This is a genomic window from Streptomyces sp. NPDC031049 (genome assembly GCF_055571015.1).
Window position 1 is genome coordinate 258,972 of record NZ_JBVIGC010000011.1, and the last position, 24,662, is coordinate 283,633.

At 72.0% G+C, this 24,662-nt stretch carries 23 protein-coding genes and 1 riboswitch; of the genes, 8 read left to right on the top strand and 15 right to left on the bottom strand.

The features are described from left to right. Positions 1 to 180 precede the first annotated feature (180 nt). The gene (locus ACZ45Q_RS20595; protein ID WP_468263175.1) at positions 181 to 1,698 is read right to left on the bottom strand and encodes a glutamate-cysteine ligase family protein; all 1,518 of its coding nucleotides are present in this window, start codon (positions 1,696 to 1,698) and stop codon (positions 181 to 183) included. 555 nt (positions 1,699 to 2,253) lie between these two features. Here ACZ45Q_RS20595 and ACZ45Q_RS20600 point away from each other — a divergent pair. Together ACZ45Q_RS20600 and ACZ45Q_RS20605 are read left to right on the top strand one after the other, a co-directional pair. Beyond that, the gene (locus ACZ45Q_RS20600; protein ID WP_468263177.1) at positions 2,254 to 2,838 is read left to right on the top strand and encodes a hypothetical protein; all 585 of its coding nucleotides are present in this window, start codon (positions 2,254 to 2,256) and stop codon (positions 2,836 to 2,838) included. A 359-nt stretch (positions 2,839 to 3,197) separates the two neighbouring features. After that, positions 3,198 to 3,404: a DUF5999 family protein gene (locus ACZ45Q_RS20605; protein ID WP_468263180.1), complete on the top strand. Its 207-nt coding sequence runs from the start codon at positions 3,198 to 3,200 to the stop codon at positions 3,402 to 3,404. A gap of 124 nt (positions 3,405 to 3,528) precedes the next feature. On the opposite strand, the gene ACZ45Q_RS20610 is transcribed toward ACZ45Q_RS20605, so the two are convergent. From ACZ45Q_RS20610 to ACZ45Q_RS20645, 8 genes are all read right to left on the bottom strand, one after another. Beyond that, complete coding sequence (locus ACZ45Q_RS20610; RefSeq protein ID WP_468263263.1) at positions 3,529 to 4,293, bottom strand: carbohydrate ABC transporter permease; 765 nt, start codon at positions 4,291 to 4,293, stop codon at positions 3,529 to 3,531. Positions 4,294 to 4,376: 83 nt separating this feature from the next. Beyond that, the gene (locus ACZ45Q_RS20615) at positions 4,377 to 5,375 is read right to left on the bottom strand and encodes a carbohydrate ABC transporter permease (protein WP_468263183.1); all 999 of its coding nucleotides are present in this window, start codon (positions 5,373 to 5,375) and stop codon (positions 4,377 to 4,379) included. A gap of 6 nt (positions 5,376 to 5,381) precedes the next feature. Next, the gene (locus ACZ45Q_RS20620) at positions 5,382 to 6,674 is read right to left on the bottom strand and encodes an extracellular solute-binding protein (protein WP_468263186.1); all 1,293 of its coding nucleotides are present in this window, start codon (positions 6,672 to 6,674) and stop codon (positions 5,382 to 5,384) included. A gap of 206 nt (positions 6,675 to 6,880) precedes the next feature. Further along, the gene (locus ACZ45Q_RS20625) at positions 6,881 to 7,546 is read right to left on the bottom strand and encodes a potassium-transporting ATPase subunit C (protein ID WP_468263189.1); all 666 of its coding nucleotides are present in this window, start codon (positions 7,544 to 7,546) and stop codon (positions 6,881 to 6,883) included. Between the two features lie 35 nt (positions 7,547 to 7,581). Then, positions 7,582 to 9,669, bottom strand: coding sequence for a potassium-transporting ATPase subunit KdpB (kdpB, locus tag ACZ45Q_RS20630; protein WP_468263266.1), 2,088 nt, complete (start codon positions 9,667 to 9,669; stop codon positions 7,582 to 7,584). Between the two features lie 32 nt (positions 9,670 to 9,701). Then, entirely contained in the window at positions 9,702 to 11,363 is a 1,662-nt protein-coding gene (gene kdpA, locus ACZ45Q_RS20635) for a potassium-transporting ATPase subunit KdpA (RefSeq protein WP_468263191.1), read from the bottom strand. An 8-nt stretch (positions 11,364 to 11,371) separates the two neighbouring features. Further along, entirely contained in the window at positions 11,372 to 11,461 is a 90-nt protein-coding gene (gene kdpF, locus ACZ45Q_RS20640; RefSeq protein ID WP_016434100.1) for a K(+)-transporting ATPase subunit F, read from the bottom strand. 284 nt (positions 11,462 to 11,745) lie between these two features. Further along, a complete protein-coding gene (locus ACZ45Q_RS20645; protein WP_468263194.1) occupies positions 11,746 to 12,360 on the bottom strand; it encodes a DUF1707 SHOCT-like domain-containing protein in 615 nt (204 codons plus the stop codon). A 101-nt stretch (positions 12,361 to 12,461) separates the two neighbouring features. On the opposite strand from ACZ45Q_RS20645, the gene ACZ45Q_RS20650 reads away from it, so the two are divergent. The 5 genes from ACZ45Q_RS20650 (at position 12,462) to ACZ45Q_RS20670 (ending at position 16,326) form a co-directional block, all read left to right on the top strand. After that, positions 12,462 to 12,854 (top strand): TOBE domain-containing protein, encoded by a 393-nt coding sequence (locus ACZ45Q_RS20650; protein WP_468263197.1) that lies wholly within the window; start codon positions 12,462 to 12,464, stop codon positions 12,852 to 12,854. Between the two features lie 298 nt (positions 12,855 to 13,152). Further along, entirely contained in the window at positions 13,153 to 13,974 is an 822-nt protein-coding gene (modA, locus tag ACZ45Q_RS20655) for a molybdate ABC transporter substrate-binding protein (protein ID WP_468263269.1), read from the top strand. Beyond that, the gene (locus ACZ45Q_RS20660; protein ID WP_468263200.1) at positions 13,971 to 14,792 is read left to right on the top strand and encodes an ABC transporter permease; all 822 of its coding nucleotides are present in this window, start codon (positions 13,971 to 13,973) and stop codon (positions 14,790 to 14,792) included. Before modA ends, ACZ45Q_RS20660 begins: the two co-directional genes overlap by 4 nt. Next, entirely contained in the window at positions 14,789 to 15,880 is a 1,092-nt protein-coding gene (locus tag ACZ45Q_RS20665; protein ID WP_468263203.1) for an ABC transporter ATP-binding protein, read from the top strand. Before ACZ45Q_RS20660 ends, ACZ45Q_RS20665 begins: the two co-directional genes overlap by 4 nt. Positions 15,881 to 15,906: 26 nt before the next feature. Beyond that, positions 15,907 to 16,326, top strand: a complete 420-nt coding sequence (locus ACZ45Q_RS20670; RefSeq protein ID WP_468263206.1) for a TOBE domain-containing protein — start codon at positions 15,907 to 15,909, stop codon at positions 16,324 to 16,326. 84 nt (positions 16,327 to 16,410) lie between these two features. Here the strand turns inward: ACZ45Q_RS20670 and gcvP are convergent, their stop codons facing one another. Beyond that, positions 16,411 to 19,296: an aminomethyl-transferring glycine dehydrogenase gene (gcvP, locus tag ACZ45Q_RS20675; RefSeq protein WP_468263209.1), complete on the bottom strand. Its 2,886-nt coding sequence runs from the start codon at positions 19,294 to 19,296 to the stop codon at positions 16,411 to 16,413. Positions 19,297 to 19,470: 174 nt separating this feature from the next. Then, positions 19,471 to 19,565, bottom strand: a riboswitch (glycine riboswitch). Positions 19,566 to 19,704: 139 nt separating this feature from the next. On the opposite strand from gcvP, the gene ACZ45Q_RS20680 reads away from it, so the two are divergent. Next, on the top strand, positions 19,705 to 20,076 hold the full coding sequence (locus ACZ45Q_RS20680) for a PRC-barrel domain-containing protein (RefSeq protein WP_468263212.1): 372 nt from the start codon (positions 19,705 to 19,707) through the stop codon (positions 20,074 to 20,076). Positions 20,077 to 20,180: 104 nt separating this feature from the next. On the opposite strand, the gene ACZ45Q_RS20685 is transcribed toward ACZ45Q_RS20680, so the two are convergent. From ACZ45Q_RS20685 to ACZ45Q_RS20705, 5 genes are all read right to left on the bottom strand, one after another. After that, positions 20,181 to 21,776 carry a DNA polymerase IV gene (locus tag ACZ45Q_RS20685; protein WP_468263215.1) on the bottom strand — a complete coding sequence of 532 codons (1,596 nt, stop codon included), beginning with the start codon at positions 21,774 to 21,776 and terminating at the stop codon, positions 20,181 to 20,183. A gap of 106 nt (positions 21,777 to 21,882) precedes the next feature. Then, positions 21,883 to 22,527, bottom strand: a complete 645-nt coding sequence (locus ACZ45Q_RS20690) for a MerR family transcriptional regulator (protein ID WP_468263218.1) — start codon at positions 22,525 to 22,527, stop codon at positions 21,883 to 21,885. 159 nt (positions 22,528 to 22,686) lie between these two features. Beyond that, the gene (locus ACZ45Q_RS20695; protein WP_004934251.1) at positions 22,687 to 23,160 is read right to left on the bottom strand and encodes a bifunctional nuclease family protein; all 474 of its coding nucleotides are present in this window, start codon (positions 23,158 to 23,160) and stop codon (positions 22,687 to 22,689) included. Between the two features lie 108 nt (positions 23,161 to 23,268). Beyond that, positions 23,269 to 24,006, bottom strand: coding sequence for a transcriptional regulator FtsR (gene ftsR / locus ACZ45Q_RS20700; RefSeq protein WP_468263221.1), 738 nt, complete (start codon positions 24,004 to 24,006; stop codon positions 23,269 to 23,271). Between the two features lie 42 nt (positions 24,007 to 24,048). Continuing rightward, entirely contained in the window at positions 24,049 to 24,585 is a 537-nt protein-coding gene (locus ACZ45Q_RS20705) for an FHA domain-containing protein (protein ID WP_468263224.1), read from the bottom strand. Positions 24,586 to 24,662: the final 77 nt, after the last annotated feature.

The following is a 24,662-nucleotide window of genomic DNA, read 5'->3' on the forward strand; positions in this document are numbered from 1 at the left end:
TGCCTCCACTGTCGCCGCTGCCGCTGCCGTCACTCAGGACGTCACAGCTTGCCCGAACAGTATGGGACGGGCCCGGGCGGACCCCCGCGGACCTCCGCGCCCCGCCGGCCTCCGCACAGTGGAACACGGTCCCCGCCCGTCCGGGCGAAGGGCGAAGGGGGAAGGCCGAGGCCCCCGGGCTCAGGACGAAGGGACCGGCTCCGGCACGCCCACCGGCCACAGATGCACGGGGTCGCCCTGGTAGGTCAGCTCCCGGTACCGCCGCGTCATGGCGGCCAGCGCCGCCTCCCTGGTCAGTCCCGCCTCCAGGCCCCGGTGGAAGGTGGCCGCCTGCCAGGAGGCGCCGTTGACCCGGCGCCGGCAACGCTCCTCGATCACGCCCAGGTAGAAGTCCCGGTCGGCGGGCTCGATGCCCCAGGCGTCCAGCCCGGCCGCGGCCAGCGGCAGCAGCTCGTCGCGGACCAGGGCGGCGGCGTCGACCTGGGCCGTACCGCCGTGCCGGCCGCGCCGCGGCCACTCGAAGCGGGCGTCGATGCCGTCCTTGCACGCGGCGTCGAAATTGGCGGCGGCCGCCTCGAACGGCAGCCGGGTCCACACCGGCCGGGCGTCCTCGGCGAGGGCGCGCACGACGCCGTAGTAGAACGCCGCGTTGGCGAGCACGTCGGTGACGGTGGGGCCGGCGGGCAGCACGCGGTTCTCCACCCGCAGGTGCGGAACACCGTCGGCGACGTCGTAGACCGGGCGGTTCCAGCGGTAGACCGTGCCGTTGTGCAGCACCAGCTCGGCCAGCGACGGCACCCCGCCGGCGTCCAGGACCTCCAGCGGATCCTCGTCGTCGCAGATCGGGAGCAGCGCCGGGTAGTAGCGCAGGTTCTCCTCGAACAGGTCGTACGCCGAGGTCACCCACCGCTCCCCGAACCAGGTGCGCGGACGCACGCCCTGCCGCTGGAGCTCGGGCGGCCGGGTGTCCGTGGACTGCTGGAACAGCGGGGGCCGGGACTCGCGCCACAGTTCGCGGCCGAACAGGAACGGCGAGTTGGCGCCGACGGCGATCTGCGCCGCGGTGACCGCCTGGGCCGCGTTCCACACATCGGCGAAACGCGCCGGAGTGACCTGGAGATGGAGCTGCACGGAGGTGCACGCCGCCTCCGGCGCGATGGACTTCGAGGTGACGCTGAGACGCTCGACGCCGTCGATGTCCAGGTGGAACTCCTCGCCCCGCGCCGCCACGATCTGCTCGTTCAGCAGGGCGTACCGGTCGACGTCGGACAGGTTCGAGGAGACGAGGTCGTCCCGGTCCAGGGTGGGCAGGATACCGATCATCACCACACTGGCGTCCAGCTCACCGGCCTTACGGTCGGCATATGCCAGGGACGTACGTATTTCCTCCGCGAGCCGGTCGAATACCCGCCCGCCGAGCCGGTGTGGGGCGATGTTGACTTCCAGATTGAACATGGCGAGTTCTGTTTGGAAGTCACGGCTGGCGATGCGCTCGAGGACTTGCGCATTCAACATCTTCGGCATGCCGTCGGCACCGAGGAGATTCAGTTCGATCTCCAGCCCCATGAGATTCTTGGGACGGTCGAACCGCTGCTCCGCCAGCAGTCGCTCCAGGCCCGTCAGACAGCGCCGGAGCTTGTCGCGGTAGCGCTGGCGATCGGACAGGTCGAACCGACCTGCCGCGACCTTCTCCCCCATGGAACCGTCCCTTCATCGGATCAGCGGGCCACCGGGGGCGGGCCGCCGGTGTGCGGGTCAGGTGGGATGATGCCCAGCGAATGCGATCGATAACGTCCCCGCAACGGGCCCGCACCCGCTAGGCTGTGCCGCGGTGACCGCTGGCACATTCACCGGGCAAGGCGTGTTACGCAGTTTCCGCCTCCCGGTAACTCGTGAAAAACGCCGACGACAACAGGCCGACCGCGCCACGGGCCTTTCCCGAGGTCACGGCCCTCCAGCGGGCGCGGAATCAGGATGTTTCCCCGCATTTCGACGACCGAATGTCTCCTTGTTCTGGTTGCCGGAAACGGCTAGCGGAAACACCGCGTGAACACTCGTCGTATAAACTCGCCGGACAGGGCAGAAGGCCGGCGACCCGCGGTCCAGGGCATGCCGCCGTCAGGCGTACGGCAGGCCCCACCCCCCTCTCCTCTCGGTAGCCGGACTTCGGCCCTGCTCTCCCATCCCCTTGAGCTGACAGCGTCGTCCGCCCGCCCTCGCGCCACCGTGCCTTCGAATGAGAGGCGACCCACCATGCCGCTGCATTTCCCCCCGGCTCCCGCGCCCGCCCTCCGCTCGGTCCTCGCCGCGCTCTCCTCCCCCACCGCTGTCCGCGAGGCCCGAACTCCCGCCCTGCTCCGCGCCGAGGGGCCGGCCACGCCGGAGCTGCCCCTGCCCGTGCACGTCCTGGACCGCGTCACCGCCGACGGCGTGCCGGTCACCCGGCTGACCGGCTGGCGGTTCCTGATCCGTTGCGGCGACCGGGCGGTGGCCGCGGCGGAGACCATGCTGACGCCGGACGGCTGGGCCTTCTCCCACTTCTTCGAGGGCCCCTACGTCACCTCGACCGAGCGCGCACTGCGCCAGGCCGAGCCGGTGACCGAGGCCGGCCAGCCGCGCCTGCTGTCCGTGCCCGGCCTGTACATGCTCACGCTGTGGCTGCACGGCGATCCCGCCGCGGACGCCGCCGCCGGCCATCCCGCCCCGGCGGACCTGCTGATCCCGCTGGCCCCCGCGCCGCCCGGCATCGCGGCCCACCGGGCCCATCGGGTCGCCGACCTCCTCCCGGTCCTCAGCCATCGGGTCGCGCCGACCCGGCTGCTGCGCTCACCGGCCTGAGCCCGTACGGGCGGACCCGGGCGGGCCCGTGGCCTTCCGGTCACAGCGGTGACCCGGGCCGCCCAATTCCCCCTGCTCGTACGAGCGTTCACATGCTCGCACGAGTCGGACTAGCCCTTTCCGGTCATGCAGGACCATCCGAAAGGGCCGTCGGGTCGGAATGAACCGCCCGCGCGAGTGATGCGTCATCAACCTGTGAGTAAGCCGTGCTGCGAAATCCCTGCGGATTGACGCCCGTGGGGCAACACTGGGTTCGAACCGACGTATCGCAACGGGGGGCGGCCATGAACGACGTTTCACGCCGCGGGACAGACACGACCACCGACCTGAACCACACGCCAGAGCGAAAGATCCCTTCCATGTGCCAGCACCAGCCACCGTGCCCGTCAGCAGAGTCCGCCGACCGGGAGTCCGCCCGTCTCGTGGCGCACCACCCGGAGCAGGGCTGGAGCCTGCTGTGCAACGGCGTCGTGCTCTTCGAGGACACCGGTGAGCTCCTGCCGGACGGCCAGATCATCGCGCCGCACCGCCCGCTCGGTGCCGGCCGGGTGGTGACGGCCGCCTGAGTGCCGGCCGGGCGGCGCGACACCCGCCCGGCTCGACCGAGGGCCGGTCCGCGGCGACGCGGACCGGCCCTCGGCGGTGTCCGTGGCCCGTCACTCCCCGTGGCCCGCGGGAGCACCCACGGTCTCAGCCCTTCGTGGCACCGGCGGTGAGACCGCCGACGAGCTGCCGCTCGGCGACCGAGTAGAAGGCGAGGGCGGGGACCATCGCCAGGACCAGATAGGCGAAGACCCGGGCGGTGTCCGCGGAGTACTGGCCCTGGAACTGCTGCACCCCGATCGGAATGGTCCACCACGTCGACTCGGTGAACACCAGCAGCGGCAGGAAGAAGTTGTTCCAGCTGGTGACCACCGCGAGGACCGAGACGGTGCCGAGCGCGGGCCGGGCCATCGGCAGCAGCACCCGCCAGAAGAAGCCGAGCGGACCGCAGCCGTCGAGCGTGGCCGCCTCCTCCAGCTCACCGGGGATCTGCCGGAAGAAGCCCCGCAGGATGATGATGGTCATCGGCAGCCCGAAGGCGGCCTGCGGCAGGATCACACCGAGCGGGTTGTCCAGCAGGCCCAGCGAGCGCAGCAGCAGGAACAGCGGCAGCGCGGCGACCGCGAACGGGAACATCAGCCCCATGGTGAACAGGGTGAACAGCAGCTCCCGCCCTCGGAAGGCGAACCGGGCGAAGGAGAAGGCGGCCAGCGCGGACACCGCGACGACGAGCACGGTGGTCGCCACCGCGATCAGCGTGCTGTTGCCCACCATCCGCCAGAACGAGCCGGACGCCAGGATGCCGGTGTAGTTGGAGCCCACCCACGGGTCGGGCAGCCCGACGGGGTTGCCGGAGAGCTGGTCGGTGGACTTGAACCCGGACAGCACGGCGTACAGCAGCGGTACGGCCATCACGGCGCCGACCACGACCAGGACCACGTGCAGGGGCAGGGTGCGCAGCCGCCGCCTGACGGGGGCCGGTTTCCGAGCGAGCGTCACTTCCCGCCTCCTCGCATGGTCGTGGTGGCTCCTTCCAGGTCGCGCCGGAGCACGAACCGCTGGTAGGCGAGGGCGAAGACGAGGCTGATGCCGAACATGACCACGCTGATCGCGCTGGCGTAGCCGACCTGGTAGCGCTGGAAGCCGTACTGGAACAGGGTCACGGCCATGGTCTCGGAGTGGTGGTCGGGGCCGCCCTGGGTGACCACCCAGACCAGGTCGAACAGCTGGATGGCGCCGATGACCGACAGGAAGACGCTGATGCGCAGCGTCGGGGCCAGCAGGGGCAGGGTGACGTTGCGGAAGCGCTGCCAGGCGTTCGCGCCGTCGATGAGCGCCGCCTCGTTCAACTCGGCCGGGATGGATTGCAGTCCGGCGAGGTAGAGCATCATGTGGAAGCCGAAGTACTTCCAGGTCATGACCAGGAACAGGGTCGCCATGACCATGGACGGGTCGGCGAACCACTCGCCGCCCAGCCCGTCCAGGCCGACGCCGCCCAGGATCTGGTCGGCCAGTCCGTCGCCCGGGGCGAAGATCATGGCGAACAGCACACCGGTGATCGCCTCGGACAGCACGTACGGCGCGAAGAAGAGCATCCGGTACACCGCCCGGCCGCGCATCCGCTGGTTGAGCAGCACCGCCATGGCCAGCGCGAACGGCAGTTGCAGAGCCAGGGACAGGACGACCAGGAGCAGGCAGCGCCACAGGTCGCCGAGGAAGACCGGGTCGGCGAACAGCCGGCTGAAGTTCTCCAGGCCGATGTAGTCGGAGGGCATGCCGAAGCCGCCCCAGCGGAAGAATGCGGCGTACAGCGCGAACAGGATCGGCAGCAGCACCAGCACCAGGAACAGCACCAGGGCGGGCAGCTGGAAGCCGACCGCGGTGAACCAGTGGGCCGCGCGGCGCCGGGAGCGCTCCCGGGCCGCGGCGGAGGACGGAGGCGACGGGTCGGCCTCCGGCCCGGCCTTCTTGTCCGGCAGGAAGGTGGAGGTCATCGGCGGCTACTGCGCTTCCTTCGCGGTCTTGGTGATCGACTCGGCGACCTGCTCGGGGGACTTGGAGCCGGCGATGAGCGCGGCGACGCTGTCGTTGATCTCCTGGCCGAGGGCGGGCGCGTAGGCCTGGTCGAGGTAGAGCTGGAAGCCGGTGGCGCCCTTCAGCTGCTCCTGGACGGCGGTGAGGTTGGGGTCGGTCAGCGCGTCCTCGGCGGCCGGGACCACGGGGAGCACGCCGGTCTCCTTGACCAGTTCGCGGTCGGTGGCGGCGGAGGCGAAGAACTTCAGGAAGTCGACCGCCGCCTGCGGGGCGCCGCGCCGCAGCGCGTGCCCGCCGCCTCCGCCGAACACCTCGCTGATCGCGCCCTTGCCGCCCTCGACCGCGGGGAAGGGGAAGAAGCCGAGGTCGTCGCCGAGACCCTTGCCCGCGTCGGCCTGGACGACGGGGGCCCACTGGCCCATCAGCTCCATCGCCGCCTTGCCGTTGCCGACGGCGGCGGCCTGGCCGGTGGGGGTGGAGTAGGCGGCGCCGAGGTACCCCTTCTGGAACGGCTGGAGTCCGGCCAGCTCCTTCAGATGGCGTCCGGCCTCGATGAATCCGGGCCCGGTGAAGTCCTGCTCCTCGGCGGCCTTCTCCAGGGCGCCGGCTCCGGCGCTGCGCATGGCGAGGTAGGCCCAGTAGTACATGCCGGGCCACTTCTCCTTGCCGGCCAGCGCGATGGGCGTGATGTTCTCGGCCTTCAGCGCGCGCACGGCGTCCAGGAAGCCGCTCCAGGTGGTGGGCGGGGAGGTGATGCCCGCCTTCGCGAAGTGGGCCTTGTTGTACCAGAAGCCGACCATGCCGATGTCGAACGGGATGCCGTAGAGCTTCTGGTCGATCAGGTACGGCTCCTTGGCGACCGGCAGCAGGCCGTCGGACCACTCCTTCGTGCGGTCCGTGAGGTCCTCGACAAGCCCGGCGTCGACCTGCTGCCGCAGTACGCCGCCGCCCCAGGTGTGGAAGATGTCCGGGAGCTTCCCGGAGGCGGTCAGCGCCGTCATCTTCGACTTGTAGGCGTCGTTCTCCAGCTGGACGATCTTGACCTTGACCTTGGGGTTCTGTGCCTCGAACTTCTTGGCGAGGGCGGCCCAGACGTCCTTCGTCGGCTGGGTGGTGGAGATGTTCCACCACTCGATCGTCGTCGTTCCCGACGCCCCTTGGCCGGAGTCACCACCACAGCCGCTGAGTGCCGTCATGCCCAGGCCGGCCGCGGCCGAGGCCGCCAGGAAGCCGCGGCGGGACAGTGCCGGGTCGCCCATTGTGTACTCCTCGAGGGTTTTCGAAAGTTTCGGACTGAATCCAGAAAGCTGCGTTGCTGCCGCACCCTAGAGACAGCCTGTAATGGGTGACAACCCCTTGGGCGCCACCAATCTGCGACGGCCAGACCTCCGACGGGCACAGAAGGGACGCCTGTCGACCAATCAGGCCGACAGGCGTCCGAAAGTTTCGCCAGTTCAGTCGATCGTTACGAAGAGGCGTTCCGCTCCTCGAGCGCCACATTGAGTTCCAGGACGTTCACCCTCGGCTCGCCCATGAATCCCAGGGTGCGCCCCTCGGTGTGCTCGTCCACCAGCCGCCGCACCTCGGCGACGGGCAGCCCGTTGAAGTGGGCGACCCGGCGCACCTGGAGCCGGGCGTAGGCCGGGGAGATGTGCGGGTCCAGCCCGGACGCCGACGAGGTCACCGCGTCCGGCGGAACCTGCGAGGGCCGCACGGGGTGGCCCGGCAGGGAGTTCGCCGCGACGACCGCCGCTTCGGCCTCCCGGACCTGCCGGAGGAGTTCGGGATTGTCGGCCGCGAGGTTGGTGGCGCCGGAGACGACCAGGTCGTAGCGGGTGTTGAGGCTGTTGGTGGTCAGACCGTGTGCGGGCCGTCCCTGGAACCACCTCAGGTCCGGCTCCGGCGTCTTCCGGCCCGCCCGCAACGGCAGGTCGTACGGCTGCCCGATCAGGGACGAGCCCGCCACCCTGCCCTGCGACACCAGCTCCGAGCCGTTCGCCCGGTCCCGGAACAGGCCCTGCGCGACCCCGGTGACGGCCAGCGGGTAGACGACGCCGGTCACCAGGGTCAGCACCAGAAGGGCACGCAGGCCGGCGGCGATCAACCGGACGGTGCCGGCTGGGTTGTTCATGACGATCAGCACGCTTTCGGGGAGGTCCCGGCCGGTCACAGCCCGGGGACGAGGGAGAGGAGCAGGTCGATGAGCTTGATGCCGACGAAGGGGGCGAGCAGGCCGCCGAGGCCGTAGACGGCGAGATTGCGGCGCAGCAGCCGGTCGGCGCTCACCGGCCGGTAGCGGACGCCCCGCAGCGCGAGCGGCACCAGCGCCACGATGACCAGCGCGTTGAAGATCACCGCAGAGAGGATCGCGGAGTCCGGTGAGGACAGCCGCATGACGTTCAGGGTGTCCAGGCCCGGATACACGGCGGCGAACAGCGCCGGGATGATCGCGAAGTACTTGGCGACGTCGTTGGCGAGCGAGAACGTGGTCAGCGCGCCCCTGGTGATCAGGAGCTGCTTGCCGATCTCGACGATCTCGATGAGCTTGGTCGGGTCGGAGTCGAGGTCGACCATGTTGCCGGCCTCCTTGGCGGCCGACGTGCCGGTGTTCATGGCGACGCCGACGTCGGCCTGGGCGAGCGCGGGGGCGTCGTTGGTGCCGTCGCCGGTCATCGCGACCAGCCCGCCTCCGGCCTGTTCGCGTTTGATCAGCGCCATCTTGTCCTCGGGGGTGGCCTCGGCGAGGAAGTCGTCGACGCCGGCCTCCTCCGCGATCGCCCGGGCCGTCAGCGGGTTGTCGCCCGTGATCATGACGGTCCTGATGCCCATGCGGCGCAGCTCGGCGAACCGCTCGCGCATGCCCGGTTTGACCACGTCCTTCAGATGGACGACGCCGAGGAGCCGGGCCCCGTCCGCGTCCGCCACGGCGACCGGCAGCGGCGTACCGCCGGCCGCGGCGATGCGGTCGACGACACCCTGGGCGTCCGGCGGCATCACGCCGCCCCGCTCCCGGACCCAGGCGGTGACGGCGCCCGCGGCGCCCTTGCGGATCTCCCGGCCGCCGACGTCCACACCGGACATCCGGGTCCGCGCCGTGAAGGGGACCCACTCGGCGCCGGACAGCTCCCCTCGGTGCCGCTCGCGCAGTCCGTACCGCTCCTGTGCCAGGGCGACCACCGACCGGCCCTCGGGCGTCTCGTCGGCCAGCGACGACAGCTGTGCGGCAGCCGCCAGTCCGGCTTCCGTCGCCCCGCCGACCGGCAGGAACCCGGCCGCCTGCCGGTTGCCGAAGGTGATCGTGCCGGTCTTGTCCAGCAGCAGCGTGGAGACGTCTCCCGCGGCCTCGACCGCCCGGCCCGACATGGCCAGCACATTGCGCTGCACCAGCCGGTCCATGCCGGCGATGCCGATGGCGGAGAGCAGGGCGCCGATGGTCGTGGGGATGAGACAGACCAGCAGCGCCACCAGCACCACCATGGCCGGCCGCGTGCCCGCGTGACCGGCGAGCGGCGGCAGGGTGGCGCAGGCCAGCAGGAACACGATGGTCAGCGAGGCGAGCAGGATGTTCAGCGCGACCTCGTTCGGTGTCTTCTGCCGGGCGGCGCCCTCCACGAGGCCGATCATCCGGTCGATGAAGGTCTCGCCCGGTTTCGTCGTGATCCTGACGACGATGCGGTCGGACAGCACCCTGGTGCCGCCGGTGACCGCGCTGCGATCGCCGCCCGACTCGCGGACGACGGGCGCCGACTCCCCGGTGATCGCCGACTCGTCGACGGACGCCACGCCGTCGACGACGTCGCCGTCGCCGGGGATGACGTCACCGGCCTCGCAGACGACCAGGTCCCCCACCGTCAGCTCGGTCCCCGGCACGACGGTGCCGTCGGTCCGGCGGGCCACCGTGCCGGTCCTGGCCCGGCGCAGCGTGTCGGCCTGTGCCTTGCCGCGGCCCTCGGCGACCGCCTCCGCGAGGTTGGCGAAGAGCACGGTCAGCCAGAGCCAGGCGCTGATGGTCCAGCCGAACCCGTCGCCGGGGTCGGTGAACGACAGCAGCGTGGTGAGCACCGCGCCGGCCCACACCACGAACATCACGGGCGAGGCGGCCATGACCCGCGGGTCGAGCTTGCGCAGCGCCGCGGGCAGCGACCGGAGCAGCCGGCCGGGCCGGAACAGTCCCGTGCCGGCCCGCCGCGGGGGCGGCCGGTGGCCGGAGGGGGTGTCGCCGCGCGGGGCGCGGGCGGGGGTGAGCGTGGACATGGAGTCCTCGTGCTTCTCGGTACGGGTGGTCGTCACGCCAGTCCCTCCGCGAGCGGGCCCAGGGCGAGGGACGGGAAGTAGGTGAGGCCGGTGACGATCAGGACGGTGCCGGCCAGGACGCCGGCGAACAGGGGCTTGTCGGTGCGCAGGGTGCCCGCGGTGGCCGGCACCGGCCGTTGCGCGGCCAGCGAGCCGGCGAGGGCGAGGACGAACACCATCGGCAGGAAGCGGCCGAGCAGCATCGCGAGGCCGGTCGTGGTGTTGAACCAGTCGGTGTTCGCGTTCAGACCCGCGAAGGCCGAGCCGTTGTTGTTCGCTGCCGAGGTGAAGGCGTAGAGCACTTCGGAGAAGCCGTGCGGGCCCGGGTTCAGCATCGAGTGCGGCGGGGTCGGCAGGGCCATGGACGCCGCGGTGAGGACCAGCACCAGCGCCGGGGTGACGAGCAGGTAGAGGGCCGCCTGCTTGATCTCCCGCGGACCGATCTTCCTGCCGAGGTACTCGGGAGTGCGGCCGACCATCAGGCCGGCGAGGAACACCGCGACGACGGCCATGACCAGCATCCCGTACAGGCCGGAGCCGACTCCGCCGGGCGCGATCTCCCCGAGCATCATGCCCAGCAGGGCGATCCCGCCGCCCAGGCCGGTGAACGAGGAGTGGGCGGAGTCCACCGCGCCGGTGGAGGTGAGCGTCGTGGACACCGCGAAGAGCGACGAGCCGCCGATGCCGAAGCGCACCTCTTTGCCTTCCATCGCGCCGCCGGCCGCCTGGAGGGCGGGGCCGTGGTGGGAGAACTCGGTCCACATCATCAGGGACACGAAACCGAGCCAGATCGCGGCCATCGTGCCGAGGACGGCGTACCCCTGCCTGAGCGAACCGGTCATGAGGCCGAAGGCGCGCGGCAGGGAGACGGGGATCAGCAGGACCAGGAAGATCTCGAAGAGGTTGGTGAACGGTGTCGGGTTCTCGAACGGGTGGGCGCTGTTGGCGTTGAAGTAGCCGCCGCCGTTGGTGCCCAGCTCCTTGATGGCCTCCTGCGAGGCGACGGCACCGCCGTTCCACTGCCGGCTGCCGCCGGTGAACTGCCCGGCCTCGTGGATGCCGGAGAGGTTCTGGACGACGCCGCTCGCCACCAGTACGACGGCGGCCACGGCGGCCAGCGGCAGCAGCACGCGGGTGACGCCGCGCACCAGGTCCGCCCAGAAGTTGCCCAGTCCACCGGAGCGGGACCGGGCGAAGCCCCGCACCAGGGCGGCGGCCACGGCCATGCCGACGGCGGCGGAGACGAAGTTCTGCACGGCCAGACCGGCGGTCTGCACGACCTGGCCCATGGTCTGTTCGCCCGCGTAGGACTGCCAGTTGGTGTTGGTCACGAAGGACACGGCCGTGTTGAAGGCCTGCGCCGGTGCGACGGAGTCGAAGTGCGGTGCGCCCGGCAGCACGCCCTGGAGCCGCTGGAGGAGGTAGAGGAACAGGACGCCTACGGCGGAGAAGACGAGCACGCCGCGCAGGTACGCGGGCCAGCGCTGCTCCGCGTCCGGGTCGGCGCCGATCCCCCGGTAGATCCACTTCTCGGCCCGCCGGTGGTTGCGGGCGGTGTAGACCCTGGCCAGGTGGTTTCCGAGGGGGATGTGGGCGATGGCCAGCGCGCCGAGGAGGGCCAGCAGTTGCAGCACGCCGGCGAGTACGGGACCCATGGCTGTTCTCAGAACCTCTCCGGGAAGATCAGGGCGAGGACGAGATAGCCCAGCAGGGCGACGGCCACGACCAGGCCGACGATGTTCTCGGCGGTCACAGCTTCGTCACCCCTTTGGCGACGAGGGTTACCAGCGCGAAGGTCGCGATCGTGATGACGACGAAGGCCAGATCGGCCATCGTGGGCTCCTGGATGAGGTGTGTCGGAGTGGGACGCTCCGAGAAAACCTCGCCCCTGGCCGAATCCGACCGTTGTTGACGGCTCCGATACGTCACCGTGCACGCCGTTGACGGCTTTCATACGACGCCGGTGCCTGCTCGCTGACACGTACGACGCCGGTGCCTGCTCCGTGACGCGAGGGGCGCCGCTGGCCGCAGCTGCCGTCAGCCGCGTCCGGTCCTGTGCCGCCGACTCCGGCGGGGCGCGCGCACCAGGACGTGACCGAGGCTGATCTCCCCGGTGACCGTCACGCGCAGCACCTCGGGGACGTCCGGGCCGGTCCCCCGGCGTGCTCTGCCGCTCTCCCTCACCGTCGCATGACTCATCGCCAGCGAGTCCGTGTCCACCACGATGCCGGGGCGGGTCACCAGCCTCAGCAGTCCGCCGTGCACGTCGAGGTCGAGGGCGAGGGCGCGGTGCGTGATCACCGCGTCCGTGAAGTCGAGCGTCACCTCTCCCCACTGCGACCGGATCTCCATCCGCCGCGGCACGACCCATCCGTCGCCCCGCCGGACCGACGCGTGCACCTGCTCGATCCGCACGACGTCCTTCGCCGCGGTCGGCGCCCCGCCCGCCGTGTCCGGCAGGTCGGCCGTCAGGCGGGCCAGCTCGCCCAGCGTGCGCGCCGACAGCGCGGCCTCCACCCGCTGGTCGAGTTCCTCGGCGGTCAGCCGCCCGTCGCCCGCCGCCGCGCTCAGCACGTCCACGACCCGGTCCCGCTCCGCGTGCGACGCGCGCAGCCCCAAGGACCCACCCGCCGGCAGCGACTGTCCCGTCATCGTCCACCCCACCCTTCCCCAGCCCTGACGTTATATCGCGTTATACCCAACGTCCGGCCCCACGTCCACCGTTCCCCGGTGTCCGCCCTATCGTGACCGGCATGCAGTCCTACACGATCGGCCAGGCGGCGCGGCTGCTCGGCGTCAGCCCCGACACCGCACGCCGCTGGGCGGACGCGGGCCGGCTCACCACCCACCGCGACGACAGCGGACGACGGCTCGTCGACGGCCGGGACCTCGCCGCGTTCTCGGTGGAACTGGCCGGTTCCGGCACCGACGAGGACACCCCGTACACCTCGGTCCGCAACTCCTTCCCCGGCATCGTGACGGCGATCAAGCTCGGCGACGTCGCCGCGCAGGTCGAGATCCAGGCCGGCCCGCACCGGCTCGTCTCCCTGCTGACCCGGGAGGCCGTCGAGGAACTCGGCCTGGAGGTCGGCATGGAGGCCACCGCCCGCGTGAAGTCGACAAACGTCCATATCGACCGCACCTGACCCGCCACCGCCCACCGCCACCGCCCGCGCCCCTGTCACTCCGTAGAAACGCACATGCGAGCCCACCAGCACATCGGGCTCGCTCATGCGATGCGACAGGAGACATACGACCCGCAGATGCGGAAGTATGATCGGCGTGTCGGAGGAGACGTGCCCGTCGCCCGGCCTGGCCGGCCGCGAGCCGTCCGGCCCGGTCGACGCCCGGTCTCCCCAGGATGTGAGGAGTGGCCCTGTGACGACCCGTTCCGCGCGCCGCCGCACGCACCGCGTCCTGCCGGCCCCGCGGACGCCGCGGAGCCTGCGGGCACCGCGGAGCCTGCCGGCGCTGCGGCCCGTGCTGGCCGGGACCGCCGCGCTGCTGGCCCTGAGCGCCTGCGCCCCGTCCGGTCCGGAAGCCGCCGATGCCGGTGCCGGCTCCGGGACGAGCGGTTCGTCCGGGCGGCTCTCGGGCACGGTGACGGTCTTCGCGGCCGCCTCGCTCAAAGAGAGCTTCAGCACCCTCGGTGAGCGGTTCGAGAAGGAGCACCCGGGCACGCGGGTGACGTTCAACTTCGGCGGCAGCGACAGCCTGGCCGCCGGCATCACCAGTGGCGCACCGGCGGACGTGTTCGCCGCCGCCAGCACCAGGACGATGCAGACCGTCAGCGACGCGGGCGACGCCGCCGGTCCACCGGCCACCTTCGCCCGCAACCGGCTCGAGATCGCCGCCCTGCCCGGCAACCCGGCCGGGATCACGTCCCTCGGCGACCTCACCAGGCCCGGCCTGAAGGTCGTCCTGTGCGACGCGGCCGTGCCCTGCGGCGCCGCCGCGCAGCAGGCGCTCGAGGCCGCGGACGTGGCGCTCACGCCGGTCTCCTACGAGGAGGACGTCAAGGCCGCTCTGACAAAGGTGCGGCTGAAGGAGGCCGACGCCGCCCTGGTCTACCGCACCGATGTGCGCGCGGCCGGCGACAAGGTGGAGGGAGTCGCCTTCCCGGAGGCGGCCGAAGCCGTCAACGACTATCCGATCGCCCCGCTCGAGCACGCCCCCAACCCCGAGGCCGCCCGGGCCTTCGTCGACCTGGTCCGCTCCCCCGAGGGGCAGCGGGTGCTGACCGGCGCCGGGTTCCTGACGCCGTGACCGGCTCGCGCGCGAAGCCCCGCGGCACGCCCCGCAGCGGCCGGCGGGCACCCCTGCCCCTGCTCGTCCCTGCGGTGGCCGGCCTGGCGTTCCTGCTGCTGCCACTGGTCGCCCTGCTGGTCCGGGCCCCGTGGAGCAGCCTCCCGGAGCAGCTGACCAGCGCGGAGGTGTGGCAGGCCCTGCGCCTGTCGCTGGTGTGCGCCACGTCGGCGACCCTGCTCAGCCTGGTCGTCGGCGTCCCGCTGGCCTGGCTGCTGGCCCGCACCGACTTCCCCGGTCGCGGCTTCGTGCGTGCCCTGGTGACGCTGCCGCTGGTGCTGCCCCCGGTGGTCGGCGGGGTCGCGCTGCTGCTGGCGTTCGGCCGCAACGGCGTCATCGGCCAGTACCTGGACGCGTGGTTCGGCGTCACACTGCCGTTCACCACCACCGGCGTCGTCCTCGCCGAGACCTTCGTGGCCATGCCGTTCCTCGTCATCAGCGTCGAGGGCACCCTGCGGGCCGCCGACCCGCGCTACGAGGAGGCCGCCACCACCCTCGGCGCCTCCCGCTTCACCGCGTTCCGCCGTGTCACGCTGCCGCTGATCGCGCCGGGCATCGCGGCCGGAGCGGTGCTGGCATGGGCCAGGGCGCTGGGCGAGTTCGGGGCGACGATCACGTTCGCGGGCAACTTCCCGGGCCGCACCCAGACCATGCCACTCGCCGTCTACCTCGCCCTGCAGAACGACCCGGCGGCGGCGATCGCCCTCAGCCTGGTGCTGCTGGCCGTCTCCATCGCCGTACTGGCCGGACTCCGCGACCGCTGGATGACCCCCTCATGACCCACCCCGAGCCGACCGCCACCGAAGCCGCGCCCGCCGACGCGGGCGCCGAGGGCCTCCACGCCCGCCTCGTCGTCGACCGCGGTGCCTTCCGCCTCGACGTCGCCGTGACCGCGGCCCCCGGCGACGTCGTGGCACTGCTCGGCCCCAACGGCGCCGGCAAGACCACCGCCCTGCGCGCCCTGGCCGGCCTCGTCCCGCTCACGGACGGTCATCTGCGCCTGGACGGCAGCGCCCTCGACGGGACCCCGCCGGAGGCCCGCCCGGTCGGCGTCGTCTTCCAGGACTACCTGCTCTTTCCGCACCTGACCGCGCTCGACAACGTGGCCTTCGGCCCACGCTGCCGGGGCGCGAGCAGGGCTCGGGCCCGTGCGGAGGCCGCCGTCTGGCTGGAGCGGATGGGCCTGGCCGACCACGCCGGCGCCAAGCCGCGCCGCCTCTCCGGCGGTCAGGCGCAGCGCGTGGCCGTCGCCCGGGCCCTGGCCACCCGCCCGCGGCTGCTGCTGCTGGACGAGCCGCTCGCCGCGCTCGACGCCCGCACCCGGCTGGAGGTGCGGGCCCAGCTGCGCCGTCATCTGGCCGAGTTCGAGGCCGTGGCCGTCCTGGTCACACACGACCCGCTGGACGCCATGGTGCTGGCCGACCGGCTGATCGTCGTCGAGCACGGCCGGGTCGTCCAGCAGGGCACCCCGGCCGACATCGCCCGCCGGCCCCGCACCGACTACATCGCCCGGCTCGTCGGCCTCAACCTCTACCGGGGACGGGCCGAGGGCCACACGGTGCGCCTGGACGCGGGCCCCGCCATCACCACCACCGAGGACCTCACGGGCCCGGTGTTCGTGGCCTTCCCACCCGGCGCCGTGACCCTGTACGGGGAACGCCCCGCCGGGTCCAGTGCCCGCAACGTCTGGCGCTGCGAGGTGGCCGGCCTGGAGACCCACGGCGACCAGATCCGCGCCGACCTGACCGGCGAACTCCGGCTCGCCGCCGACCTCACGACGGTCGCCGCCGCGGAGCTGGGCCTCCACCCGGGCGCACCGGTGTGGGCGACGGTCAAAGCGGCACAGGCCCACGCATACCCGGCATGACCGATGCTCCGGGCTACCGTGCCCCCATGAGCCTGAGCATCCGCAACCAGCTCCCCGGCACCGTCACCGCCGTCACCGCGGGCGAGGCCATGGCGACGGTCGGGGTCCGCCTCACCGGCGGCCAGGACCTCACCGCGGCGATCACCCGGGAGGCGTGCGACGACCTGGGGCTCGCCCCGGGCAGCGCCGTCCGCGCCCTGGTGAAGTCGACCGAGGTGTCGCTGGCCACCGGCCCGGTCGAGGGTCTGTCGATCCGCAACCGCCTCCCCGGCACGGTCACCGCCCTCACGGCGGGCGAGGCGATGGCGTCCGTCCGGGTCGCCGTCGAGGGCGGCGACCTGACCGCCGTGATCACCCGGGACGCCGCCGACGCCCTCACCCTGACGACGGGAAGCTCCGTCGTCGCCCTGGTCAAGTCCACGGAGGTCTCCCTCGCGGCCGGGTGACGCGCACCGCAGACGCGAACGCACAAGGGGCCCCGCCGCGCGGGGCCCCTTGTCGGTGCACGTCGCCGTGGACCGGCGGACCGGTCAGTCCTCGTACGCGTCCAGCGGCGGGCAGGAGCAGACCAGGTTGCGGTCGCCGAAGGCCTGGTCGATGCGGCGCACCGGCGGCCAGTACTTGTCGGCGGCCGAGACCCCGGCCGGGAAGACGGCCTCCTCACGGCCGTAGGCGTGCTCCCAGTCGCCGCTCAGCGCGCCCGCGGTGTGCGGCGCGCCCCGCAGCGGGTTGTCGTCGGCGGGCCACTCGCCCGAGGCGACCTTCTCGATCTCCGCGCGAATGGCGATCATCGCCTCGCAGAACCGGTCCAGCTCGGTGAGGTCCTCGGACTCGGTCGGCTCGATCATCAGCGTGCCGGCCACGGGGAACGACATCGTCGGCGCGTGGAAGCCGTAGTCGATGAGCCGCTTGGCGACGTCGTCGACGCTGACGCCGGTCGCCTTGGTCAGCGGGCGCAGGTCGATGATGCACTCGTGCGCGACGAGTCCGCCCGGACCGGTGTAGAGCACCGGGTAGTGCGGCTCCAGCCGCTTGGCGATGTAGTTGGCGGACAGCACGGCCACCTGCGTGGCCCGCTTGAGCCCCTCGCCGCCCATGAGCCGGACGTACGCCCAGGAGATGGGCAGGATGCCCGCGGAGCCCCAGGGAGCCGCGGAGACCGGCCCCACGCCGGTCTCCGGGCCGGCCGCGGGCTGCAGCGGGTGGTTCGGCAGGTACGGCGCCAGGTGGGAGCGTACGGCCACGGGGCCGACGCCGGGACCGCCGCCGCCGTGCGGGATGCAGAACGTCTTGTGCAGGTTCAGGTGGGAGACGTCGCCGCCGAAGTGGCCGGGCTTGGCGAGGCCGACCAGGGCGTTGAGGTTGGCGCCGTCGACGTAGACCTGGCCGCCCGCGTCGTGCACCCGCGCGCAGATGTCGGCGACGTGCTCCTCGAACACGCCGTGCGTGGACGGGTAGGTGATCATCAGCACGGCCAGCTCGTCGCGGTGCTGCTCGATCTTGGCCCGCAGGTCCTCGACGTCGATCTCGCCGTCCTCGGCGGTCTTGACGACGACGACCTTCATGCCGGCCATGACGGCGCTGGCGGCGTTGGTGCCGTGCGCGGAGGACGGGATCAGGCACACCGTGCGCTGCTCGTCGCCGTTGGCCCGGTGGTAGCCGCGGACGGCGAGCAGACCGGCCAGCTCGCCCTGCGAGCCGGCGTTGGGCTGGAGGGAGACCTTGTCGTAGCCGGTGACCTCGGCGAGACGTTCCTCCAGCTCCCGGATGAGGGTGAGGTAGCCCTGCGCCTGCTCGGCGGGGGCGAAGGGGTGCAGCTGTCCGAACTCCGGCCAGGTGACCGGCTCCATCTCGGTGGTCGCGTTGAGCTTCATGGTGCAAGAGCCCAGCGGGATCATGCCGCGGTCCAGCGCGTAGTCGCGGTCGGCGAGGCGGCGCAGGTAGCGCAGCATCGCCGTCTCGGAGCGGTACTGGTGGAAGACCGGGTGGGTGAGGTAGTCGTCGGTGCGCAGCAGCGCCTCGGGCAGCGCGTCCTCGGTCGCCGCGTCCAGCGCCTCGATGTCGCCCTCGACGCCGAACGCCGCCCACACGGCGCCGACCTGGGCGCGCAGGGTGGTCTCGTCGCAGGCGAAGGAGACGTGGTCGGCGTCGACCAGCCGCAGGTTGACCCCGTTGTCGCGGGCGGCGGCGGCGACCTCGGCGGCCCGGCCGGGCACCCGGGCGGTGACGGTGTCGAAGTAGGAGCCGTGGACGATCTCCACGCCGCCGGCCGCCAGGCCGGCGGCGAGGATCGCGGCGTAGCGGTGGGTGCGGCGCGCGATGGTGCGCAGGCCCTCGGGACCGTGGTAGACGGCGTACATCCCGGCCATGACGGCGAGCAGCACCTGGGCGGTACAGATGTTGCTGGTGGCCTTCTCGCGGCGGATGTGCTGCTCGCGGGTCTGAAGCGCGAGGCGGTAGGCGCGGTTGCCGTCCACGTCGACGGAGACGCCGACGAGGCGTCCGGGCAGGCTGCGGGCCATCTTGTCGTGGACGGCCATGTAGCCGGCGTGGGGGCCGCCGAAGCCCATGGGTACGCCGAAGCGCTGGGTGGTGCCGACGGCGATGTCCGCGCCCAGCTCGCCGGGGGACTTCAGCAGCGTGAGCGCGAGCAGGTCGGCGGCGACGGTGACGAGCGCGCCCAGCTCGTGCGCCTGGTCGATGACCGGCTTGATGTCGCGTACGGCACCGGAGGCGCCCGGGTACTGGATCAGGACGCCGTTGATCTCCCGCTCGGCGACCTCGGCCGGGATGCCCTCGCCGAGGTCGGCGACGACGACCTCGACGCCGGTCGGTTCGGCGCGGGTCTGGATCACGGCGATGGTCTGCGGCAGCGCGTCCGCGTCGACCAGGAAGAGGCCCTTCTTGTTCTTGCCCATGCGCCGGGACAGCGCCATCGCCTCGGCGGCGGCGGTGCCCTCGTCCAGCAGCGAGGCGCCGGAGGTGGGCAGGCCGGTGAGGTCGGCGACCATGGTCTGGAAGTTCAGCAGGGCCTCCAGTCGGCCCTGGGAGATCTCCGGCTGGTACGGCGTGTACGCGGTGTACCAGGCCGGGTTCTCCATGACGTTGCGCAGGACGACCGGAGGCGTGAACGTGCCGTAGTAGCCCAGGCCGATCATGGAGTCCAGGACCTGGTTGCGGTCGGCGAGCGAGCGCAGCTCGGCCAGCACCTCGGGCTCGGTGCGGGCGCCCGGCAGGTCCAGCGCCTCGGCGTTCTTGATCACATCCGGCACCGCGGCGGCGGTCAGCTCGTCCAGCGAGCCGTAACCGACCTGCGCGAGCATCTTGGCCCGGGCCTCGTGGTCGGGGCCGATGTGGCGCTGCTCGAAGGGCGTTCCCTGTTCGAGCTCGGAGAGCGGGGTGCGATGGGCGGTCATTGCGGAGGCCTCCTGGTCTGACGACCTTCGAGGGGCACCACGGCGCGGGTACCCGGACGGCCTCCCCCTCTGTCATCTCAACCTGAGAGCTTCACCGGGCCACCCGAGGGCTCCCGGCTTTCACCGTCGGTGAGAGCGGAAGCCGTCGACACCCGCTCTGCTTTCCAGAGTGACCTCGTCCGTGCGGTACAGGGGCCTGAGAGATTCCGGGGAGGATTTGCTCCTTCGGCGCCCCCGATGGTTTCGGAGGACTCTCCCGCACGGGGTCAGCAGCCGCTGCCAGCCTACCAGCGAGGTCAACGCCCGTACCCTCGAGTGGCCGTCATCACGAATGTGCCGTTTTGTAGTGCTTACGGATGATTTACCGGGCCGGATTCACCGGATGGCTTGCGACCACGTGGAGGGACCGTGCGCACCGACATCGATCCGCGCAATCTGATCGGCCGCAAGGCGTTCGACCGCAACGGCACCAAGATCGGCACGATCGACGAGGTCTACCTCGACGACGCCACCGGCGTACCCGAGTGGGCGGCCATACGCACCGGCCTGTTCAGCAGGGACGCCTTCGTCCCCCTGGAGCCCAGCGAGCTGGTCGACGGCACCCTGCGCGTGCCCTTCGACCGGACCCTGATCAAGGAGGCCCCCGACTTCGGCGTCGGCCGGCACCTCTCCCCCGAGCAGGAACTCCAGCTCTACCACCACTACGGTCTCGACGTGGCGGCCCCTCCCCCGCCCCCCGACCACGACTTCGGCAAGCTGGCGGGCTCGGAGGAGACCTGACCCCCCTGCCGGGCCACGCACCCGGGGCGTCCACCCGAGCCGGGCCGGGACGCGGTCACACCGGCCAGGCCGGCCGAGCAGGCCCCCTGCCGGGCCGGGACGCGTCATCCGGGCCGGCCCGGAGCCGCGGACGCGGCGGCCTCCGGACCGTCGGCGTCGTCGGACGCGCGCCGCCCGTCCCACGCGCCGGGCCCCACTCGCGCACCCGCTCCACCGGAACCACTGAGTCCGTCTCCCCCGTGACCTTCACCCTCGGCACCCCCGTCGGCCCCGTCCCCCTGCCCTGCCCTGTCGATCCCCTCGGCCCCCGCGATCCCACCGGCCCCGCCTGCTCTCCGGGGCACCAGTGGCAGCGGGTCCGCCGGCTCCAGGCCGGGGTCGTCGACCCGGAAGGTCCGCACCCGCCCCGGCTCCCCGTCGGGTGTCTCGAACCGCACGGTGACCCGCCCGAGGCCGCTGCCCTGCACCCAGCCGTGCCCGTACCCGGCGTGCCGTACGTCGTGTCCCGGCGGCCACCGGCGCTCCACCGGCGGGTGCTCCCCCGGGCCGGGGGAACCGGCCGCCCCGACCGGCGCCTCCTCGGCGGGGCGCTCCGGCTCCGTCGGCTCCTCGTCGGCCGCCCGCTCCCCCGCCGCCTGTGCGAACAGGTCCTCCTGCGTGTAGTCGGCGAGCCCGGTGACGCCGACGCCGAGCAGCCGCACCCCGCCCGTGGTGTCCACCGAGTCCAGCAGCCGCGCCGCCGCCTCCCGGACCACGGCGGGATCGTCCGTGGGCCCGCGCAGCGTCTCCGACCGGGTCAGGGTGGAGAAGTCGTACCGCCGCACCTTGAGCACGATGGTCCGCCCGGACAGCCCCGCCGCGCGCAGCCGCCGCACGCAGCGGTCCGCCAGCCGCTGCACCTCCAGGCCCACCCGCAGCCGGTCGTGGATGTCCACGTCATAGGTGTCCTCGACCGACACCGACTTGGTCTCCCGCTCCGCCACCACGGGCCGTTCGTCCCGCGCCAGGGCCATCGCGTACAGCCCGTGCCCGTGTGCCTTGCCCAGCAGCCGGACCAGCTCGTCCTCCCCGGCCTCGACGATCTCCGCCACCGTGGTGATGCCGGCCCGGCGCAGATGGCCGCCCGTCGCCGGGCCCACCCCGGGCAGGGTCCTGACGGACATCGGCGCGAGCATGGCCCGCTCGGTGCCCGGCGCGATCAGCACCAGCCCGTCGGGTTTGGCCTGCTCGGAGGCGATCTTGGCGAGCATCTTGGAGGCGGCCAGGCCCACCGAGCCGGTCAGTCCGGTGACGGCCCTGATGTCCGCGCGCAGCTTCGCCCCGGCCCGCCGCGCCGATTCCGCGTCCCAGGCCGTGCCGCCGGCCTCCAGGTCGACGAACGCCTCGTCCAGGCTCAGCGGCTCCACCAGCGGTGACAGCGCCCGCAGCAGCGTCATCACCTGCTCGCTGATCGACCGGTAGAACGCGAAGCGCGGCACCAGATACGCCGCGTTGGGCGCCAGGCGCCGGGCCTGCGCCATGGGCATCGCCGAGTGGACGCCGAAGACCCGTGCCTCGTACGAGGCGGTGGCCACCACTCCGCGGGGCCCGAGCCCGCCCACGACGACGGCCTTTCCGCGCAGACTCGGCTTGGACGCCTGCTCCACCGAGGCGAAGAAGGCATCCATGTCGAGATGCAGAATCGTGGGCGCGGTCCTCACATCTCCGATGCTGCCCTACGCCACTGACAATGCCCTGCGCACGGGCCGGTCCGCGCTCTCGACGGACCCCCGGATTCCGCGGCGGCGGACACGCGGACCGAGGACTTCAGACCGCGCGGTTGCGGCGTCGGGCCAGCTCGTCCGCCGGGTTGTGCCCGACCAGTGTCTCGCCCGTGTCGATCCGCTCGCCGTGCAGCTGCGACAGCGCGCTCTCCACGTCCCGCCACACCACACCCACGGCGATACCGAAGACGCCCTGCCCGCCCTGGAGCAGTGCGTGCACCTCGTCGGGCGACGTGCACTCGTACACGGTCGCGCCGTCGCTCATCAGCGTCATCCGCTCGAGGTCGCGGAATCCGCGCTCCCGCAGGTGCTGGACGGCGGTGCGGATGTTCTGCAGCGACACGCCGGTGTCCAGGAAACGCTTGACGATCTTGAGGACGACGACGTCGCGGAAGCTGTACAGGCGCTGTGTACCCGAGCCGTAGGCGGGCCGCACGCTCGGCTCGACCAGCCCGGTGCGGGCCCAGTAGTCGAGCTGCCGGTAGGTGATACCGGCCGCCGCACAGGCCGTGGGGCCGCGGTAGCCGATCTGCTCGGACGTCATGGACGTCGCCCCTCCGCTGCTCGGCACGACCGTGGGTCGCTGCGGAACGTGATCGGCCGCACCACCGGTAAGCCGGTACGGGCCACCCGCCCCGAGACTGCGCCCGGAAGCGCCCCCAGCCGTACCGTCGCCGCTGATTCTCACGCCGACCTCCGTCCTTGACCTGCCTCCTCGAAGGTAGGCAGTCACCGAGGGTGCGTCAACGATCGCCACACTCGGCACGCCGAGTGATAATCACCCTACGAGTGGTTTGGCGTGCCCCATCACGGGGAACGGCTAGCCGAATGCGCTCGGTGAGGTCCGTCACTGGTTGCTGGTCCCGAAGTCCTCCGGTGAGATCTGGTCGAGGAACTCCCGGAACTTCTCGACCTCGTCCTCCTGCTCGTCCGGGATCGCGATACCGGCGTCGTCGAGCACCGTGTCGCTGCCGTAGATCGGCGTGCCGGTGCGCAGCGCGAGCGCTATCGCGTCGGACGGACGGGCACTGACCTCGACCCCGCTGGCGAAGACCAGCTCGGCGTAGAAGACCCCCTCACGCAGGTCCGTGATGCGTACTTCGGTGAGCTCCTGGCCGACGGCTTCCAGCACGTCCTTGAACAGGTCGTGGGTCAGCGGCCGGGCGGGAGCCATGCCCTGCTGGGCGAAGGCGATCGCCGTCGCCTCCCCCGGCCCGATCCAGATGGGGAGGTAGCGGTCGCCCCCCACTTCTCGCAGCAGAACGATCGGCTGGTTGGAGGGCATCTCGACCCGGACACCTACGACATCGAGCTCGTTCACACAGCAACCCTAGGCCGTGCTCGGGACGTTTGGGTAGTCGAGCAGGGAACGCGTGGCCGATCCGACCCCTCTCCGCCCGGCCCCGCCGCCGGCCCCCGGAGGCGCGGCTCAGGGCAGGCGAACGCCCAGGGCACTCTGCACGAGCGCCGCGTGCAGCCGCACGGCGAGCCCCGCCAGTTCCTTGGTACGGGCCTCCGCATGGGCCCTGGTCTGCGGGTTCCGATGGCGCCTGAGCGGGGCCACCACCTGGTCCACCAGACCGGCCTCCCGGTCGGCGGCGGCCTTCATCACCCGCAGGTGGCGGGGCTCGATCCCGAAGCGGCCCAGCTCGACGATCAGGGAGGCGACGGTGACCGCCTCCGCGTCGTAGGCCCCGTCGTCCAGCGGACCGATCAGCCCGTAGGACTCCCACTCCGTCAGCTGCTGCTCCTCTATGCCGGCCGCGGCCAGCAGCTCCGCCCGGCCGATACGGGCCGCCGTGGGCCCCTCCGCCGGTTCGGGCACGGTCTCGCCGTCCCGCTGGCGGCCGAGCGTCGGCAGCTGGACCGCCTCGCCGCGCTCCATGGCGTCCAGGTGCTCGCGGATCACCTTCAGCGGCAGGTAGTGGTCCCGCTGCATCCGCAGCACATGGCCGAGGCGCTCGACGTCGCGGGCGCTGAACTTGCGGTACCCGGCCGGGGTGCGCCGCGGCTCGACCAGGCCCTCGGACTCGAGGAAACGGATCTTGGAGATGGTGATGTCGGGAAACTCGTCGCGCAGCACGTTCAGCACCGTGCCGATGCTCATCAGCCCACTGTCCGTGGCGGCGGTACCGCTGCCGGCCCCGCCGCTCGGTGTTTGAAGCATGGACCTTCCCTGGGGTCCCCCCGGAGCATGTCCGGGGGACGGTCAGTAGCCCCGCTGGCTCGCGTAGAACACCAGCCGGTACTTGCCGATCTGCACCTCGTCACCATTCGACAGGGCGACCTGGTCGATCCGCTCGCGGTTGACGTACGTGCCGTTCAGGCTGCCGACGTCGGCCACCGTGAACGTGCCGTCCGCGCCGCGACGGAACTCCACGTGCCGGCGCGAGACCGTCACGTCGTCCAGGAAGATGTCGCTCTGCGGATGCCGCCCGGCCGTGGTCAGCTCACCGTCCAGCAGGAAGCGGCTGCCCGAGTTCGGGCCGCGCCGCACGACCAGGAGAGCCGAGCCCATGGGGAGCGCCTCGACCGCGGCCTGCGCCTCGGGCGAGAGCGCCGGCACCGGCGTCTGGCCGGTGGCCTCGGCGTCGTAGGCCTCCAGGCCCGAGATGGAGATCGTGGACGTCGTCTCCGACGCACGCTCCGCCGCGATGCCGGGGCGCAGCGGCGCGCCGCAGTTGGAGCAGAAGCGGCTGTTCTCCGCGTTGCGGTTACCGCACCTCGTACACACCAGGGCCGACATGGACGGATCCTCCTGCGGCGGCTGCCCCGCCGGGGCGTTGGACGCGTACGGATCGGGGGCAAACCCTCCACCCGTAC

What these genes read in the sequence shown, in the direction of transcription:
- ACZ45Q_RS20595 (WP_468263175.1), bottom strand. Translation starts at nt 1,698, where the DNA reads ATGGGGGAGAAGGTCGCGGCAGGTCGGTTCGACCTGTCCGATCGCCAG.
- ACZ45Q_RS20600 (WP_468263177.1), top strand. Translation starts at nt 2,254, where the DNA reads ATGCCGCTGCATTTCCCCCCGGCTCCCGCGCCCGCCCTCCGCTCGGTC.
- ACZ45Q_RS20605 (WP_468263180.1), top strand. Translation starts at nt 3,198, where the DNA reads ATGTGCCAGCACCAGCCACCGTGCCCGTCAGCAGAGTCCGCCGACCGG.
- ACZ45Q_RS20610 (WP_468263263.1), bottom strand. Translation starts at nt 4,293, where the DNA reads ATGGCCGTACCGCTGCTGTACGCCGTGCTGTCCGGGTTCAAGTCCACC.
- ACZ45Q_RS20615 (WP_468263183.1), bottom strand. Translation starts at nt 5,375, where the DNA reads ATGACCTCCACCTTCCTGCCGGACAAGAAGGCCGGGCCGGAGGCCGAC.
- ACZ45Q_RS20620 (WP_468263186.1), bottom strand. Translation starts at nt 6,674, where the DNA reads ATGGGCGACCCGGCACTGTCCCGCCGCGGCTTCCTGGCGGCCTCGGCC.
- ACZ45Q_RS20625 (WP_468263189.1), bottom strand. Translation starts at nt 7,546, where the DNA reads ATGAACAACCCAGCCGGCACCGTCCGGTTGATCGCCGCCGGCCTGCGT.
- kdpB (WP_468263266.1), bottom strand. Translation starts at nt 9,669, where the DNA reads ATGTCCACGCTCACCCCCGCCCGCGCCCCGCGCGGCGACACCCCCTCC.
- kdpA (WP_468263191.1), bottom strand. Translation starts at nt 11,363, where the DNA reads ATGGGTCCCGTACTCGCCGGCGTGCTGCAACTGCTGGCCCTCCTCGGC.
- ACZ45Q_RS20645 (WP_468263194.1), bottom strand. Translation starts at nt 12,360, where the DNA reads ATGACGGGACAGTCGCTGCCGGCGGGTGGGTCCTTGGGGCTGCGCGCG.
- ACZ45Q_RS20650 (WP_468263197.1), top strand. Translation starts at nt 12,462, where the DNA reads ATGCAGTCCTACACGATCGGCCAGGCGGCGCGGCTGCTCGGCGTCAGC.
- ACZ45Q_RS20665 (WP_468263203.1), top strand. Translation starts at nt 14,789, where the DNA reads ATGACCCACCCCGAGCCGACCGCCACCGAAGCCGCGCCCGCCGACGCG.
- ACZ45Q_RS20670 (WP_468263206.1), top strand. Translation starts at nt 15,907, where the DNA reads ATGAGCCTGAGCATCCGCAACCAGCTCCCCGGCACCGTCACCGCCGTC.
- gcvP (WP_468263209.1), bottom strand. Translation starts at nt 19,296, where the DNA reads ATGACCGCCCATCGCACCCCGCTCTCCGAGCTCGAACAGGGAACGCCC.
- ftsR (WP_468263221.1), bottom strand. Translation starts at nt 24,006, where the DNA reads ATGCTTCAAACACCGAGCGGCGGGGCCGGCAGCGGTACCGCCGCCACG.
- ACZ45Q_RS20705 (WP_468263224.1), bottom strand. Translation starts at nt 24,585, where the DNA reads ATGTCGGCCCTGGTGTGTACGAGGTGCGGTAACCGCAACGCGGAGAAC.